Annotated in this window: 16 protein-coding genes; 2 read left to right on the top strand and 14 right to left on the bottom strand. The window is 60.4% G+C overall.

Features of this window, described 5'->3' with window-relative positions; translation table 11 throughout:
- Positions 1 to 49: 49 nt before the first annotated feature.
- Positions 50 to 370, bottom strand: a complete 321-nt coding sequence (locus tag F816_RS0107075; protein ID WP_019594142.1) for a hypothetical protein — start codon at positions 368 to 370, stop codon at positions 50 to 52.
- A gap of 302 nt (positions 371 to 672) precedes the next feature.
- Here F816_RS0107075 and F816_RS0107070 point away from each other — a divergent pair, with 302 nt between their 5' ends.
- A complete protein-coding gene (locus F816_RS0107070; protein WP_019594141.1) occupies positions 673 to 1,146 on the top strand; it encodes an SgcJ/EcaC family oxidoreductase in 474 nt (157 codons plus the stop codon).
- A gap of 123 nt (positions 1,147 to 1,269) precedes the next feature.
- Here the strand turns inward: F816_RS0107070 and F816_RS0107065 are convergent, their stop codons facing one another.
- On the bottom strand, positions 1,270 to 2,007 hold the full coding sequence (locus F816_RS0107065; protein ID WP_019594140.1) for a transposase: 738 nt from the start codon (positions 2,005 to 2,007) through the stop codon (positions 1,270 to 1,272).
- A gap of 238 nt (positions 2,008 to 2,245) precedes the next feature.
- On the opposite strand from F816_RS0107065, the gene F816_RS0107060 reads away from it, so the two are divergent.
- On the top strand, positions 2,246 to 3,364 hold the full coding sequence (locus tag F816_RS0107060) for an alpha/beta fold hydrolase (RefSeq protein WP_019594139.1): 1,119 nt from the start codon (positions 2,246 to 2,248) through the stop codon (positions 3,362 to 3,364).
- 351 nt (positions 3,365 to 3,715) lie between these two features.
- Here the strand turns inward: F816_RS0107060 and F816_RS0107050 are convergent, their stop codons facing one another.
- The 12 genes from F816_RS0107050 to F816_RS0107000 form a co-directional block, all read right to left on the bottom strand.
- Complete coding sequence (locus tag F816_RS0107050; protein WP_019594137.1) at positions 3,716 to 4,579, bottom strand: sensor domain-containing diguanylate cyclase; 864 nt, start codon at positions 4,577 to 4,579, stop codon at positions 3,716 to 3,718.
- A 141-nt stretch (positions 4,580 to 4,720) separates the two neighbouring features.
- Entirely contained in the window at positions 4,721 to 5,500 is a 780-nt protein-coding gene (locus F816_RS0107045) for an NERD domain-containing protein (protein ID WP_019594136.1), read from the bottom strand.
- Positions 5,501 to 5,614: 114 nt separating this feature from the next.
- Positions 5,615 to 5,890, bottom strand: coding sequence for a BrnA antitoxin family protein (locus F816_RS0107040; protein WP_019594135.1), 276 nt, complete (start codon positions 5,888 to 5,890; stop codon positions 5,615 to 5,617).
- A complete protein-coding gene (locus F816_RS14490) occupies positions 5,865 to 6,170 on the bottom strand; it encodes a BrnT family toxin (protein ID WP_081622677.1) in 306 nt (101 codons plus the stop codon). Before F816_RS14490 ends, F816_RS0107040 begins: the two co-directional genes overlap by 26 nt.
- 99 nt (positions 6,171 to 6,269) lie before the next feature.
- Entirely contained in the window at positions 6,270 to 6,677 is a 408-nt protein-coding gene (locus F816_RS0107035; protein ID WP_019594134.1) for a type II toxin-antitoxin system VapC family toxin, read from the bottom strand.
- 3 nt (positions 6,678 to 6,680) lie between these two features.
- Positions 6,681 to 6,917, bottom strand: coding sequence for an antitoxin (locus tag F816_RS0107030; protein WP_026333178.1), 237 nt, complete (start codon positions 6,915 to 6,917; stop codon positions 6,681 to 6,683).
- Positions 6,918 to 7,001: 84 nt separating this feature from the next.
- A complete protein-coding gene (locus tag F816_RS0107025) occupies positions 7,002 to 7,694 on the bottom strand; it encodes a transposase (RefSeq protein ID WP_196801679.1) in 693 nt (230 codons plus the stop codon).
- A gap of 109 nt (positions 7,695 to 7,803) precedes the next feature.
- Complete coding sequence (locus F816_RS15130) at positions 7,804 to 8,070, bottom strand: transposase (protein WP_369773294.1); 267 nt, start codon at positions 8,068 to 8,070, stop codon at positions 7,804 to 7,806.
- A gap of 361 nt (positions 8,071 to 8,431) precedes the next feature.
- A complete protein-coding gene (locus tag F816_RS14875; RefSeq protein ID WP_155998537.1) occupies positions 8,432 to 9,895 on the bottom strand; it encodes a hypothetical protein in 1,464 nt (487 codons plus the stop codon).
- A 185-nt stretch (positions 9,896 to 10,080) separates the two neighbouring features.
- On the bottom strand, positions 10,081 to 10,383 hold the full coding sequence (locus F816_RS0107010) for a hypothetical protein (RefSeq protein WP_019594130.1): 303 nt from the start codon (positions 10,381 to 10,383) through the stop codon (positions 10,081 to 10,083).
- A 245-nt stretch (positions 10,384 to 10,628) separates the two neighbouring features.
- On the bottom strand, positions 10,629 to 11,867 hold the full coding sequence (locus F816_RS0107005) for a ribonucleotide-diphosphate reductase subunit beta (protein ID WP_019594129.1): 1,239 nt from the start codon (positions 11,865 to 11,867) through the stop codon (positions 10,629 to 10,631).
- 100 nt (positions 11,868 to 11,967) lie between these two features.
- Positions 11,968 to 14,865, bottom strand: coding sequence for a ribonucleoside-diphosphate reductase subunit alpha (locus F816_RS0107000; protein ID WP_019594128.1), 2,898 nt, complete (start codon positions 14,863 to 14,865; stop codon positions 11,968 to 11,970).
- Positions 14,866 to 14,888 lie beyond the last annotated feature (23 nt).

Raw genomic sequence — 14,888 nt, 5'->3', positions numbered from 1 at the left:
CTCGAAAGGACGGCCTGAGCCCTTGCCGCCCTCGCGGCTCCCGGGCAAATCAGTCGTGGACGATGATGCGCGCGCCGGCGGGGTCGATATCGACGCGGGAACTCGAATACTCGCAGGCGTCCGCGATTTCCTTCAGCTCTGGCATATTGTTGAGCTCCGCCAGTTTCCGCAACAAGCCGCCTTCGCAGTCGCATTGCATTCCTCTGTCGGGATCGGCTGTGCACTTGAACTCACCCCCGTCCACCGACCAGTCCATGCCCGATGGCATCTGCAGGATGACGGGCTCCTCGCGCATTACCTGCATCTTCACCCGATCCGTGTTCTCGCCACGCTCCCAATCCACGGTCGGCAAATTGTCTCTGGCCATCATGTCACTCCTTCCATCCAAACATCCCGCGTAGTGTCACGCGACCCATGCCCAGCGTACGAGGCGCCTTCCGGCCCTTGCTTTGATGCCAGGCCCCTTCCACTTTCCGCCAAAATGGGCTGATGTCAGGCTGCAGTCCGTACGGTGTCAAACATAACGAAGATCGTTGGTGTCCTTTGTTGCTCGCACATCCATTGCGCCACTCAAGCCGACGCGGCGGGGCCGATTTGTGCGGGCTCACTGGCGCTCAGGCCGACACTCCTGTACACAGGGGGCGCCTGTCACAAACACCATCCGGAGCTTGCATGTCCAGGAAACCGTTCCTACTGATCGCCTTGCCCCTGGCCGCACTCATGGCGGCCCCTGCTTGGGCCGACGACGGCGAGATCCAGCGCATCCTGGAGGCCAAGGGGGCCGCATGGGAAGCCGGCGATGGCGAGGCCTGGGCACGCGACTATGCGGAGAATGCCGGGGTGATCAATCTGGTCGGCACACGCCTCGAGGACCGTTCGAGCAATGCACAACGGCATACGGACTTGCTGCAGGGCCCCTTTGCCGGAACATCGCTAAGCGTCGACGTACAGGACATCATCCTGCTCGGCGACGACACCGCCTTCGCGGAGGTTATGTTTCGGGTTTCGGGCATTGAATCCATGCCGGAAGGCCTGCCGGACCGCGGCGACGGCGAGCTGCACACGCGTATGAGCTTCCTGTTCGAACGCCACGATCACCACGGCTGGCAGATCCAGTTCGGACAAAACACCGCCGTGCACCCATAACAGACGGCGGCGGCGACGGGGTACGGCGGCGGCGACGGGGTCGGACCACGATAACCTGCTGATTTAATGGATTTATATCGCGCCAACCCCCCTTTCTAGAGGCTTATCCGCCCTATTTCGCCGTCAAAACCGTTGATCTACCCAATAACTCGCCCCATCGTCGCGCACCCATGCGGTATCCCCCGTCTGTTCAACGTGGCGCCCCGGCGACCGCACCCCCAGCGCTCGGTGCACATCGTCCACATACGACCGGTCCCCTACCGCGACGGCCGTCGTCCACCACTCATCCCGACTGGCGCGATCCGAGGCCAGCGCCTCTTCCACCCACAAACGATGACACTCCCTCAGCTCGGCTACGGAACCGATCTCCAGCGCATCCAGCAGGGCCTGCTCATCAATGACTCGGTAACGGTCCGGTGGTGCCTGGATCTCCCGATATCCGCTGGCTTCCCACTCCGATGGATGCTTCACCACCCCCGCCCGTACCATGTTCAGGTCGATGTACACCAGGCAGCGCGCGAGGTGGGTCCCGGTCTGCACGGCAGTGGCATGGTAGCGGTCTTCCCAGAAAGCGCCCTTGCGCGCCTTACGCCGGTTGTATGACTGGCCAACCCGGCCCGCGATCAACTGCATGGAACGCGCAATCTCGCCTCCGCCCTCATCGCGCACCAGCAGGTGTACATGGTTGGAGGTCACTATGTAGTTGAGCACACAGAGTCCGTAACGCTGGCGCGCCTGATACAGCCAGTAGCGCCAGAGCCTCCGGTCGCGGGAAAACTTCAGCAGAAACTCCTGCTTGTGACAACGATGCGTAACGTGCCAGACATGGCCCGGCAGATGATGGCGATTCGCCCGTGGCATGGCTTCCCTCCCTGGAATGCCCATTTCCCATTTGAAGACAGCAATTACCGTTTCAAGCCGCAATCTGCGGCCTTAATCCGACCGTTTCTCCCGCGCTTTCCGCGCCTTACCTAGGTCCGACCCCGTTATGGCCCAACCTGTTCATCGCACCCTACGCTTGGAGGCCCGACCCGGTCACTCCGGATATAGACTTATGGTACCGGCGGGTCTGGTACCGCTCATCTGACAGGAGAAACGCATGCTTCGCATCGCTGCTGTGATGCTGGGTCTCCTGATCCTTACCGGCTGCATTAGCACCCAGAGCTGGGAGGCAACGCGCGTGCTCCAGGACATCGAGGCCGGCGCGGGACCGAGCACGCTGAAGGCCCGCACCCCCGAGCCCATGCGCCAAACGCTCACGCTCGAGACGGCCGAAGGTGACATCGCGGCCGACCTCTATCATCCCCAGCAGGATGTGGGGGCCCGCATCGTCCTCGTGCCGGGCTTCACGCCACAGGGCAAGGACGACCTCCGGCTGGTGCAACTCGCCACTACGCTGGCGCGGGCACGCTTCCTGGTGCTGGTGCCCGACCTGCAGGGCACGAAAGACCTCAGCGTGCGCCCCGAGGATGCCGCTGCCATCGGTGATGCCGCTGCCCTTCTGGCCCGTCTGGAGGTGGAGCGCGCAGCCGATGAACAAGACGTGGGGGTCGCGGCGATCTCTTATGCCGTGGGCCTTGCAGTCCTGGCGACGCTGACGCCGCAGGGGGAGGAGGCCATCGACTTCCTGGTCGCGATCGGCGGCTACTACGACACGAAGAACGTGATCACCTTCTCCACCACAGGGGCCTTCCGGGAGCCCGGATCGGCCCACTGGCAGACGCGCACGCCTGACCCGCAGGCGAAGTGGGTCTTCCTGCGCGGCAATCTGCATATGCTGAATGACCGCGAAGACCGCGCGATTCTCGAAGAAATCGCGCGGCGGCGCATGGGCGACCCCAACGCCCCCATCGACGACATGGCCGATGATCTCGGCGATGAGGGGCGAAGTCTATTGGCGTTAATCCTGAACGATGACCAGGAGCGCGTGCCGGCGCTGCTGGATGATCTGCCGGCCAGCGCGCAGGCGGCCATCGAGATGCTGTCCCTGGCCGACCGCGACCTCTCGCATCTTTCCAATGGTGCCATCCTGATCCACGGTCGGACCGACGCCATGATCCCGCACACCGAAAGCGCGCGCCTCGCCCGTGCAATCGGCAACGCCAACCTGCACCTGATCGATGGCTTTTCCCACATCGATCCGCAAGGCGTGGGGTTCATCGGCCAGTGGCAGCTTATCCGCGCGGTGATGGACCTGATCGCGCGGCGATCGGATTGACCCTGTGGATGGTAACGAGGCCCGACCTCGTCATGCGGAATAGAAATCCTCGCCACACAGGAACGCGCGGCGAACACAGCGACAAATACAGTGGTAACACGGCGTCGTCTCGATCGAGACGAGCTCCTTCCTGGCTCGCGTCATCAGGACCCTCCTGGGTCCATGCAATCACCCCAAAACCTTGGCCGACCGCCTCAGACCGTCAAGGAGATCATGGGTGTCCTCTTCTTGTGTGTCCTCTTCTTGTGCCCTGATCTCCGCGCTTGCCGGTGCTGTTGCGGTAAAACCCAGCAAGAAGATCATGGGCACCATCTTCTTGTCTGCTCTCTTCTTGTGGCCGCCACCATAAGGTCATGAATGCCCCTTACCCCTTTTCCGCTTCACCCGGTACATTTCACCATCCGCACGGCTCAGCAGGGTATCGGCATCCTCTCCGTCCGCGGGATAGCAGGCCATGCCAATGCTGCAGGACGGCATGACCCCGCCGAACTCGGCGCCCAGTGGCTCGGCCATGACCGATTGAATCTGATCAACTTTCCTGGAAACGGCCTCCTCCATCTGGATATCCGTCAGCAGGACAATAAACTCGTCCCCGCCCATCCGCGCCACCGTGTCCGTCTCCCGCACGCAGCCCTCCAGCCGTCGCGCGATCGCGCAGAGCACACGGTCCCCTACCGCGTGCCCATGGACATCATTGATCGCCTTGAAGTCATTGATATCCAGAAACAGCAAGGCCAGGCGATTCTGGTAGCGATGGGCCGCACGTAGAGCCAGGTCCAGGCGGTCATAGAACAGCGATCGGTTGGTCAATCCTGTCAGCGGGTCATGGTGCGCGAGGAAACGTAATTCCTCCTCCGCTTGCCAGAGCGCGGTCACGTCGCGCGCGACGCCAATCCGCACTCCCTCCTCCTCGACCCAGTGTGCCGACCACAGGATGTGCACGACACCGCCATCCTTGCGGATATAACGGTTACGGAAATCGACGTGAGGCTGACCGCTCATCACCCGGACAATCGAGGCCAGCGAGGCGGCCAGGTCGTCAGGATGCATGTAGTCGGTAATCGTGGTGCCGATCAGCTCCTCCGCACGATAGCCGAGCAGCGCCTCACAGGCATCGCTCACAAAGACGATCTGATTGTCCCGATCGACCACAAAGACCGTGTCGAGGATCAGATTGATCAGTCTGGAAGAGAGCGCTTGCAGGTCAACGGACATAGGTCAGGGCAACCATACAGAGAATGGCCTTCGACGACAGCCCGGCCTCGAACCGAACAGCCCCCCCACCCGTCCGGAAAGCCGCTGATCAATACGCGCAATAGACGAATCATGGATCACGGGTGTCACCTTCTCGCTCGGCTACTGGAGTGCCTTTGTCCCGCGACAGCCGGGATACTGCGTGCAGCCCCAGAACTCCTGCCCTGCTTTGGAGCCCCGACGCGCCTTGCGCTTCACCATCGCGCTACCGCATTCCGGACAGGCTTGGCCTGGCGGCGCCTCGTGACGCTCTCGCAGCTGCTGCACGTGGGCCCGTTGCATCTGCCGCGTGGGCTCCAACCGACGCATCTCAAGCATCTCCAGCAAGGTCTGCACTTCGCTCTCACTCAAAGTCACTGTGCGGAACGAGCGAATGTAGCTCAACAGCCCGAGGCCCTGGACCACGTTATTCGGCATCACCGTCTTGAAGGCGCTCCCTCCGATGAACACCACGACCGAGTGGACCCTATCCGGGTCCACCTCCAGCGCGTCGGCGAGCGCTTGTTGGTGACGGTAGTTTTGACGAAGCGGATTCTGGAAGCGGAACGAGTTGCGATAAATCCGCTGGGTCCACTGGGCCTGCCGTGGATCACCGAAGATCCAGCCACGCATGTTCTTCGTCTCGATGACGAAGATCCCAAACCGGGAGATCAGCACATGGTCGATCTGCGTTGTGCCGTCGCTCGTCTCCAGCGTGGCGTTGTGAACCACGCGTCCCGACTTCCCGTCGACCCCAAACGCCAGGATCAGACGCACAACCAGCTCTCCCAGCCACCCCTTCACCACCGACAACCGGCCGATGGCCACCGCCAACACCAGCAGCCAGACCCACCACCAGTGGAGGAACCCCTGCAGAAAGGCCCCGCCTAAGTCGAGCTCCATAACGCCCTCCACGTTGCTACCACCCCCGGCTTCACCAGTTTCGCCGCATCGCTGTCGGGTCGTGTTCTACGTGGGACCTATCCTCGAACTTCGTCTTACCCCAACCCCGGTCCACTAGCCCTTCTTGCGGGCTTCATCCACATCGTCCGCCAACCAGGCCTTGATCAGAGATTGGTAAGGCATGTCGCGCTTGTTCGCCTCGATCTTGATACGGTCGAGGAGAGACTCGGGAAGCCGGAGAGAGATGGTCTTGGTGGAATGTTTGAGATTCGGAAGCTCGACAGCCGCCGCCTTACGCCAATCGACATAGTCGCTGGAATCATGGCTTTCCCAGAACGCCCGTTCTTCCGCCTCGTCCTGGAACTCAGGAACCTTCTTGCTCTTGCTCATAGATCGCTCGCTCTTTGCGGTGCATATCCCGGGCCGAAATCACTCGGATCCTCGTGTTCGCCTCGCGCAACGTAAACGTGATGTGCAGCCGGCGGCTTTCATGAGTGATCCCCAGTGCATGGTATCGAGGCTCAATCCGGCTGTGCGGTTCATCAGCCAGGACCAACAGCGGAGAATTGAAGAACACCTGTTCCGCCTCCGACTGCCGGACTCCATGCTTGTCGACGTTCTTCCGGGCATTTCCCTCGTCCCAGTCGCGGGGAAACGGGGACAGATTTATTTTGTGTTAGCCCATGACGGGCAAGCGTCGCGCCTGCGCGGGGAAACGGGGACAGATTTATTTTGTGTTAGCCCATGACGGGCAAGCGTCGCGCCTGGGTCAATGTGATGGCACCCAATTCTCGACCTGCAACCCCGGCACCCGGTCGAATTCACGTCCGTTGTTGGTCACCAGTACGGCGCCAGTAGCACGTGCGTGCGCCGCAATCAGCAAGTCGTTCGAGCCAATGGGGGTGCCAGCACGTTCGAGCTCAGCCCGGATGTCGGCGTAATGTTCAGCCGCTTCCTCCGGCCAATCGCAAATTCTTGTGAACGCCAGAAAGCGCTCCAGTGCCGCTTCGCTGCGCTCTTTCTGCTTCGACCGATGCACTCCGAACCGCAGCTCCGCCAGGACGACGGCGGACAAGCCCACATCGCCCACCGGAACGTGACGCAGCCGCTCGTGCGCCTCCGGCGGCCGGCGCTTCATGATGTAGATGCAGATGTTCGTGTCGAGCATGTAGCGCATGGGTCACAACGCCTCGCGGTCCTGCGCCACTTGATCCTCGATGGAATCGGGGAAGTCGTCGGGGAGTGTTTCGCCGGGCCCTTGGAAATAATCATTCCAGGAGCGCGGCTTGGCCCGCAGAATCAGGGCGTCACCGCTCTTTTCGATGACGACCTCATCGGCATCAAACGTGAACCCCTTGGGGAGCCGCACGGCCTGGCTTCGGCCATTCCGGAACAGGCTGGCAGTACGTCGCTTCATCATTCCGCTCCAACCGATGCATATACCTTGAGCATATCCCAGCCCGTTGGGAGTTCCAACCCAATCGGCGACACCATCTTTGTCTCAGGCTCCCCGCGATGCTGGACGACCGGGCCGGCGGCGTTCGATGCGGCTCCCGATAATCTGTTCGACCTCATCGACGAACCGGTCGTTACCTGTTAGCTGGCCGCGCTGTAGCGCCTCCCGCATCAGCGTCAGCTCGTTTTCCGGCACCCCTTCCTGCACAAATCGGGCATAGCGCAGCCGCCGCTCTGGTCCGCTCCGCCCCAAGTCAAGATAGGCCGGATCAAGATCCAACCAGCATTCAGCCTCGCCCATACGCTGGCGATAGCTGGACCAGGCGTAGTCTCCTGGCGCCACCACCATCCGCGCACGTACCGGGTTCAGCTCGATGTACCGCGCGCAGGCAAGCAAGTACGTCTCCGTCTGCACGGGACTGGACTTATAGCGCCCCTCCCATAGGGTCCCCGAGCGCCCTTCCAAACGGTTGCGGTACCGGGTCGCCCGGGCCGCCAGTGCCTTCATCAGCCGCCCCATCGCGGCGACCTCCTCGCCAGGACCCAGCAATAGATGCACATGGTTCGTCATCAAGCAGTACGCGTACACCCGGACCTCCAGCACGCTGCTCAACTCCCGCAGGTCCTCCAGGTACCGCTCGTAATCCTCGTCCCCGGCAAACACCACCTGCCGGTTATGCCCCCGCTGCACCACATGATGCGGAAAATGCGGCAACACCACTCGCGCCATCCTTGGCATCCCTTCCCTCCTCGACTACACCCGCCGCATCCATGCAGCGGAAAATAAATCTGTCCCCGTTTTTCGTTTTTCGTTTTTCGTTTTTCGTTAAGGGGTCTTCGTTAAGGGGTCAGACCTTGCCTTTTGCCCCGAGCGGTTTTCCGGCGGGGCAAAAGGCAAGGTCTGACCCCATACGCCTGTCAAGACGATCATGGGTGTCCTCTTCTTCGTTCGTCATCAAGCAGTACGCGTACACCCGGACCTCCAGCGCGCTGCTCAACTCCCGGAGGTCCTCCAGGTACCGCTCGTAATCCTCGTCCCCGGCAAACACCACCTGCCGGTTATGCCCCCGCTGCACCACATGATGCGGAAAATGCGGCAACACCACTCGCGCCATCCTTGGCATCCCTTCCCTCCTCGACTACACCCGCCACATCCATGCAGCGGAAAATAAATCTGTCCCCGTTTTTTGTTTTGCCTTTTGCCCTCCGCCGGAAACCTGCAGAGGCAAAAGGCAAGGTCTGACCCCAGACGCCCCCACAATCATGGGTGTCCTCTTCTTCTCCGAACAGTGATCAGAAGGTCATGGGTGTCCTCTTCTTTCAGAAAAGCTTCGGCGTTTGCGTGCCATGGTTGTTCTCCTCGTTCAGGGGGTATCGTCCCACCTAACGAGGTGTCCACGGGAATTAGACCAACACAAAGATTATGGGTTCCCCCCTTATCTCGCCGTTATTCTTGGGTATCATAAGTGCCGACATTCAGTCGTTAACCCAACCCAGTTCTCGCGCGTAATTCTTCAGTTTTGACAAAATATACTGAGCAACTGTTGAGCGGTAGTTGGAAGATAGAAAATTACCTTTTCGCCAAGTGTACTCCACGCACTGTACTCGTCGTTCAAAGTAAACCGCGTTGTCAGGTATTAAAGGACAGAATGGAAGCTTTGCTTCTGCCGTAACATCTTCATACGGTATTTCTGAATCACTAAGCAAATGACCAATACCAGCTGCCATCACCGAATTTAGATTTTTATCTTTTCCGAGATTAAAACCTGATTCAGCTAATAACTGGAATGCCGCTGTCGCCTCATTTCCAGGTGTTCCACGCGCCTCGAAACGAGACATCGACGCTTTTGTCAGGAACTTACCGAGGTCGCTTCGTAACAAGTCCCTCACGCCCCGCGCAGGCCCATACTTACGGTAGCCCGATTCATCGAAAAGTGGCATATCACCAGAAAAGTTTCTTACAGATGAGGCCGCTGCTGCAGGAGGCAAACACAGCGCAGAGGCGCTAAGCTGAACTATCGTCCGAGTTAACAATCCTCTGCGCTGAGCCCACCATTTTCCAATCACACTTTGTGGCGTTACGGAAATAAGCGAATGAGCATCTAAAAGACCATACTTCGCAGAAGACGTAATCTGGGTGAGAACACCTGGTTCCGCACTTTCGCTAACGAAGACGATGACAACCGAAACTGGACGTTCGAATTCCGATCGAAGTCTTTGAACTTGTTTATTAAAATCCCGGGAAATTGTTCTCAGGAAATCACCCAAAGAACTGAATTTCGATGGCTCGTAATCCGCAGGATCGACGCCGAGTTCTTCGAGATGGGGAAGATCATTGCACAGCATCAACGTGTGCCGTGCAATATCCCGCCACGTGTCTCTCGCCGGCCCTTCGCACACTACCGGAAGATTCACCGATGCTTCACCGGCAATTCCCTCATAACGGGCAGAAAGGTCTTCAGCGGTTTGGGGATCTGTTTCTGGCCAAAACAGAAGGACGGGAACACCTGCGGAATTTGTACGCAAGAAACGTTTTATAGCAGCCAACTCCGCGTCGTTAGGCGGATTATTTTCTCGATGGTCAATATTGATCGGAATAATTCTAGCGTTATCGGCTGGCAGTGATTTAGAGAACTGTTTAACCGCATGACTCAGGGACTCAAAATCAAGATCTTTGTCGTAATGAAGCGACTGCGTGAATTCGCCCGGAACCCATTGCGTAGCATTCATTGCAAAAGTGGTCTTCCCAACCCCAGTCTGCCCGCTAAGGGGTACGAGAACTCCTTCTTTTCGTGTCTTGATCTCGTCTGATAGCATCCTCAGGGTTTGAACGTTTGAGTCAGATGGCTGCACAAGAAGGTTAGCAACATCATCACCAAGGTGATCTCGAAGGCGCTCATATCTATCGGGTAAAATCAATTGATTGAGAATATGTTCCATATTTTATCGAATACCCCCTAGTTGATTTATTGGATACCGCGAATCGCACGGTTTGCCGTTAGAGATCGGATGGTCGCAAAGGCAGTTTGGGTGACTTGAATCGTCAATCTTGTCGATAATTCAAAATAATTTGTTTGGGATCAACCAAGATTCTGATGGTTCGGAGCCGTCATTGATGGCGGTTTTTAAAATCTGGTTGTTGAGAAGATCGCTTTCTCAATAGCCGCTTCTTCAGTCTCGAACCAAGTGCATGAAGGGTAATAAGGACCCGCTTGGTGTGGAGTCTGAGCGTGGTGGCTGATCCGAAAATGATATGGATACTGTTGGAGCACGGTACTCTTGTAAACCTTCACGCGCAGCTCTGGACTGAAGTGACCAGCCCTGACGTTCAAAAACAATCTTATCTCTCTTGCCAGAACATAAGACTCGGATATCTCACTATTTTCCTTAAGCTCTTCTAGCAGTTCGTCAATTTCGATCTCTTGCATATAGCTCTACTTCCATAGTTTCGAAGCCCCACGAAATCTATCAGCAAGAGGAACCCCGGAGAGAAGCGAGTCGGGTTCGAGGTGCTGTTAGCGCATACCGATCCCGGTTCTTTCGCCCAAAATCAGATCGCGTGTTTTGGCCCTCTCGGGAGAACGCGAGCACAAAAAAGGGCGCCACCTGGCGCCCTTTTTGTCTAAGTCACGGCCATTTCTCTGGCTCCTTCCCTAAGGCTCGCGTCGTCCCCTCAATCCCAGCTAAGCGCCCCACCCGTCTGATACTCCGTAACCCTTGTCTCAAAGAAGTTCTTCTCCTTCTTCAAATCCAGCACCTCACTCATCCACGGGAACGGGTTATCCGCACCCGGATACAACTCCGCCAACCCAATCTGCGCACAACGCCGATTCGCAATGAAGTGCAGATACTCCTCGAACATCCCGGCATTCATCCCGAGCACCCCACGCGGCATGGTGTCTCGGGCGTACTGCGCCTCCAGCTCGACGGCATCCGAAATCAGCGTACGCATCTCGTTCTTGAAGTCTTCGGTCCACAGGTGCGGGTTTTCGAGCTTGATCTGGTTGATCACGTCGATCCCGAAGTTCATGTGCATGGACTCGTCGCGCAGGATGTACTGGAACTGCTCGGCCACGCCGGTCATCTTGTTGCGGCGGCCCATGGAGAGGATCTGCACGAAGCCGACGTAGAAGAAGATGCCCTCGAACACGATGTAGAAGGCGATCAGCTCGCGCAGCAGCTTCTGGTCTGCCTCCGGCGTACCGGTGCGGAAGTTCGGGTCGGCCAGGTGCTTGGTGAACGGCAGGGCCCACTCGGCCTTGACGGCGACGGAGGGCACCTCGCGGTACATGTTGAAGATCTCGCCTTCGTCCAGGCCCAGGGACTCCACGCAGTACTGGTAGGCGTGGGTATGCAGCGCCTCCTCGAAGGCCTGGCGCAGCAGGTACTGGCGGCACTCGGGGTTGGTGATGTGGCGGTATACGGCCAGCACCAGGTTGTTCGCCACCAGCGAGTCGGCGGTGGAGAAGAAGCCCAGGTTGCGCTTGACGATGGTGCGCTCGTCGTCGGTCAGACCGTTCGGGTCCTTCCACAGCGCGATGTCCGCGTTCATGTTGATTTCCTGCGGCATCCAGTGGTTGGCGCAGCCGTCCAGGTACTTCTGCCAGGCCCATTTGTACTTGAAGGGCACGAGCTGGTTGAGGTCCGCGTGGCAGTTGATGATCTTCTTGTCATCCACGCGGATGCGCCCGGCGCCCATCTCGATGTCCTCGAGACCGGTGCCGACCAGGGCCTCCTCGTTCGGCTCGGCCAGCGGCTCGCCCGCATGCTCCGGTTCCGGCGGCACGCTGGGTGCGGCGCCGGCGGTGCTCATCAGGGCTTCGTTCTCCTGAAAGCCCATGCCCGGGCGTACGGCGGGTTGTTGTTGGCCTTCGCCCTTGATGGCTGCGATTGGATCGTCCCAGGAAAGCATAGTCGTCCCTCTTCTTTCGGTGGCGGCCCGGCTCGTTGGCCGGGCCCCTGTTCAATATGTTGGGTTCAGCGGTGTTGCGTGTTCGGTGGGCGGGCCGGCCTTACTGGCAGGCCTCGCAGTCCGGGTCGAGGATGGAGCACGCCTTCGGCGCCTCCGGCTCGTGCGCCGCGCTGGTACCGCCGGCAACGGCGTTCAGCTTGTTAGCGCGCGAGGAGTCGGCCACGGTGCTCTTTTCGACGTGGGTCGCGCCCATGGAGCGCAGGTAGTAGGTGGTCTTGAGCCCGCGGATCCAGGCCAGCTTGTACAGGCTGTCCAGCTTGGGCCCGGAGGGCTCGGCCATGTACAGGTTCAGGCTCTGCGCCTGGTCCAGCCACTTCTGCCGGCGCGACGCGGCCTCGACCAGCCAGCGGGTGTCCAGCTCGAACGCGGTGGCGTAGAGGGCCTTCAGGTCCTCCGGCACGCGGTCCAGCGGCTGCACCGAGCCGTCGTAGTACTTGAGGTCGTTGACCATCACCTCGTCCCACAGGCCCTGGTCCTTCAGGTCGCGCACCAGGTAGGGGTTGATCACGGTGAACTCGCCCGACAGGTTCGATTTGACGAACAGGTTCTGGTAGGTCGGCTCGATCGACTGGCTGACGCCGCAGATATTGGAGATGGTCGCGGTCGGCGCGATCGCCATGGTGTTGGAGTTGCGCATGCCGACCTTCTTCACCCGCTTGCGCAGGGTGTCCCAGTCCAGGGACTGGCTGGTGTCCATCTGCAGGTACTCGCCGCGGGTCGCGGCCAGCTTCTCGATGGAGTCGATCGGCAGGATGCCCTGGCTCCACAGGCTGCCCGGGAAGCTCTCGTAGCGCCCGCGCTCCTCGGCCAGATCGGTGGAGGCCTTGATGGCGTAGTAGGACACCGCCTCCATGGAGGTATCGGCAAACTCCACCGCGGACTCGGAGGCATACGGCAGGCGCAGCTTGTACAGCGCATCCTGGAAACCCATGATCCCCAGCCCCACCGGGCGGTGACGCAGGTTGGAGCGGCGCGCCTGCGGGACCGAGTAGTAGTTGTAGTCGATCACGTTGTCGAGCATGCGCATGGCGGTGTTCACCGTGCGCTCCAGCTTGGCCTGGTCCAGCTCGCCGGCCTCGCTGACGTGCCGCGCCAGGTTGATCGAGCCCAGGTTGCACACCGCGATCTCGTCATCCGAGGTGTTCAGGGTGATCTCGGTGCACAGATTCGAGCTGTGGACGACGCCGGTGTGCTGCTGCGGGCTGCGCAGGTTGCACGGATCCTTGAAGGTCATCCACGGATGGCCGGTCTCGAACAGCATGCCGAGCATCTTCCGCCACAGGTCCACGGCCTTCATGGTCTTGTGCACGCGCAGTTCGCCGCGCGCGGCCTTCTCTTCGTACTCGCAGTAGCGCTTCTCGAACTCGGCACCGACCAGATCGTGCAGGTCCGGGGTCTCGTTCGGGGAGAACAGAGTCCAGTCGCCGTCCTCGGCGATGCGCTTCATGAACAGGTCCGGGATCCAGTTGGCGCTGTTCATGTCGTGGGTGCGACGGCGGTCGTCGCCGGTGTTCTTGCGCAGCTCGATGAACTCTTCGATATCGATGTGCCAGCTCTCGAGGTAGGCGCACACCGCGCCCTTGCGCTTGCCGCCCTGGTTCACCGCCACGGCGGTGTCGTTGGCGACCTTGAGGAACGGGACCACGCCCTGCGACTTGCCATTGGTGCCCTTGATGTGGGCGCCCATGCCGCGCACGCGGGTCCAGTCGTTGCCGAGGCCCCCGGCAAACTTGGACAGCAGCGCGTTGTCCTTGATCGCGCCGTAGATGCCGTCGAGGTCATCCGGGACGCTGGTCAGGTAGCAGCTGGAGAGCTGCGGGCGCAGGGTGCCGGAGTTGAACAGGGTCGGCGTGGAGCTCATGAAGTCGAACGAGCTCAGCAGGTTGTAGAACTCGATCGCACGCGCCTCGCGGTCGATCTCGTTGATCGCCAGGCCCATCGCCACGCGCATGAAGAACGCCTGCGGCAGCTCGAAGCGGGTGCCATCAGAATGGATGAAGTAGCGGTCATACAGGGTCTGCAGGCCCAGGTAGGTGAACTGCAGATCGCGCTCGGGCTTGATCGCGGCGCCCAGGCGCTCCAGGTCGTAGCGGGTCAGTTCGCTGTCCACCAGCTCCAGTTCGGCGGCACGCTTGATGTAGGCACCGAAGTATTCGCCATAGCGCTCGGCCAGCTGGGCCTGGGTGGCCTCTTCCGGGCGGTCGTGCACGAAACTCAGGGCCTCGCGGCGCAGCGCGTCCATCAGCAGGCGCGCGGTGACCTCGGAGTAGTTCGGCTCCTTCTCGATCATCACCCGCGCGGCCATCACCAGCGCGGTGGAGACGTCCTTCTCGGCCACGCCGTCGAACAGGTTGCGGCGCGCCTCGGTCAGGATCTTCTCGCCATCCACCTGCTCGATGCCAGCGCAGGCCTCGGCCACCACCGCCTGCAGGCGCTCCTCGTCCAGCGGGGCCAGGGTGCCGTCGGCCCGGGTCACATTCAGCGTGGCGGCCTCGGCTTGTTCGTCCGCACCCTGCTCGGCGGCCTCGGCGGCGCGCTTCTGCGACTGCTGCTCGCGGTAGATCACGTAGGCCCGCGCGACCTTGTGGTGGCCGCTGCGCATCAGCGCCAGCTCCACGTGGTCCTGGATATCCTCGATGTGGACCGTCATGCCCTGGGTCCCGGCGCGGCGGAACAGGCTGTCCACCACCTGCCCGGCGACTTCCTTCGACACCTCGTGGATGCGACGGCTGGCCGCGGCATTGCCGCCCTCCACCGCGAGGAAGGCCTTGGTCACCGCGACCTCGATCTTGGAGGCATCAAAGCCGGTCACCTTGCCATTGCGGCGAATCACCTGGTGCTGGCCCGGGCTGGTCGCCAGGACCTCGGCCGACGGTTCGGCTTGCGGCGGGTACTGGGTGCCCTGCTGGGCTGTGGCAGTATGGGAATCGCTGTGCATGACGGGCCTCGCGCTGGTGTTGG

The organism is Thioalkalivibrio sp. ALM2T (genome assembly GCF_000381505.1).
Lineage (GTDB): Bacteria > Pseudomonadota > Gammaproteobacteria > Ectothiorhodospirales > Ectothiorhodospiraceae > Thioalkalivibrio > Thioalkalivibrio versutus.
This window is presented reverse-complemented; position numbering and strand designations above follow the sequence as displayed.

What these genes read in the sequence shown, in the direction of transcription:
- F816_RS0107075 (WP_019594142.1), bottom strand. Translation starts at nt 370, where the DNA reads ATGATGGCCAGAGACAATTTGCCGACCGTGGATTGGGAGCGTGGCGAG.
- F816_RS0107070 (WP_019594141.1), top strand. Translation starts at nt 673, where the DNA reads ATGTCCAGGAAACCGTTCCTACTGATCGCCTTGCCCCTGGCCGCACTC.
- F816_RS0107065 (WP_019594140.1), bottom strand. Translation starts at nt 2,007, where the DNA reads ATGCCACGGGCGAATCGCCATCATCTGCCGGGCCATGTCTGGCACGTT.
- F816_RS0107060 (WP_019594139.1), top strand. Translation starts at nt 2,246, where the DNA reads ATGCTTCGCATCGCTGCTGTGATGCTGGGTCTCCTGATCCTTACCGGC.
- F816_RS0107050 (WP_019594137.1), bottom strand. Translation starts at nt 4,579, where the DNA reads ATGTCCGTTGACCTGCAAGCGCTCTCTTCCAGACTGATCAATCTGATC.
- F816_RS0107045 (WP_019594136.1), bottom strand. Translation starts at nt 5,500, where the DNA reads ATGGAGCTCGACTTAGGCGGGGCCTTTCTGCAGGGGTTCCTCCACTGG.
- F816_RS0107040 (WP_019594135.1), bottom strand. Translation starts at nt 5,890, where the DNA reads ATGAGCAAGAGCAAGAAGGTTCCTGAGTTCCAGGACGAGGCGGAAGAA.
- F816_RS0107035 (WP_019594134.1), bottom strand. Translation starts at nt 6,677, where the DNA reads ATGCGCTACATGCTCGACACGAACATCTGCATCTACATCATGAAGCGC.
- F816_RS0107030 (WP_026333178.1), bottom strand. Translation starts at nt 6,917, where the DNA reads ATGAAGCGACGTACTGCCAGCCTGTTCCGGAATGGCCGAAGCCAGGCC.
- F816_RS0107025 (WP_196801679.1), bottom strand. Translation starts at nt 7,694, where the DNA reads ATGCCAAGGATGGCGCGAGTGGTGTTGCCGCATTTTCCGCATCATGTG.
- F816_RS15130 (WP_369773294.1), bottom strand. Translation starts at nt 8,070, where the DNA reads ATGGCGCGAGTGGTGTTGCCGCATTTTCCGCATCATGTGGTGCAGCGG.
- F816_RS14875 (WP_155998537.1), bottom strand. Translation starts at nt 9,895, where the DNA reads ATGGAACATATTCTCAATCAATTGATTTTACCCGATAGATATGAGCGC.
- F816_RS0107010 (WP_019594130.1), bottom strand. Translation starts at nt 10,383, where the DNA reads ATGCAAGAGATCGAAATTGACGAACTGCTAGAAGAGCTTAAGGAAAAT.
- F816_RS0107005 (WP_019594129.1), bottom strand. Translation starts at nt 11,867, where the DNA reads ATGCTTTCCTGGGACGATCCAATCGCAGCCATCAAGGGCGAAGGCCAA.
- F816_RS0107000 (WP_019594128.1), bottom strand. Translation starts at nt 14,865, where the DNA reads ATGCACAGCGATTCCCATACTGCCACAGCCCAGCAGGGCACCCAGTAC.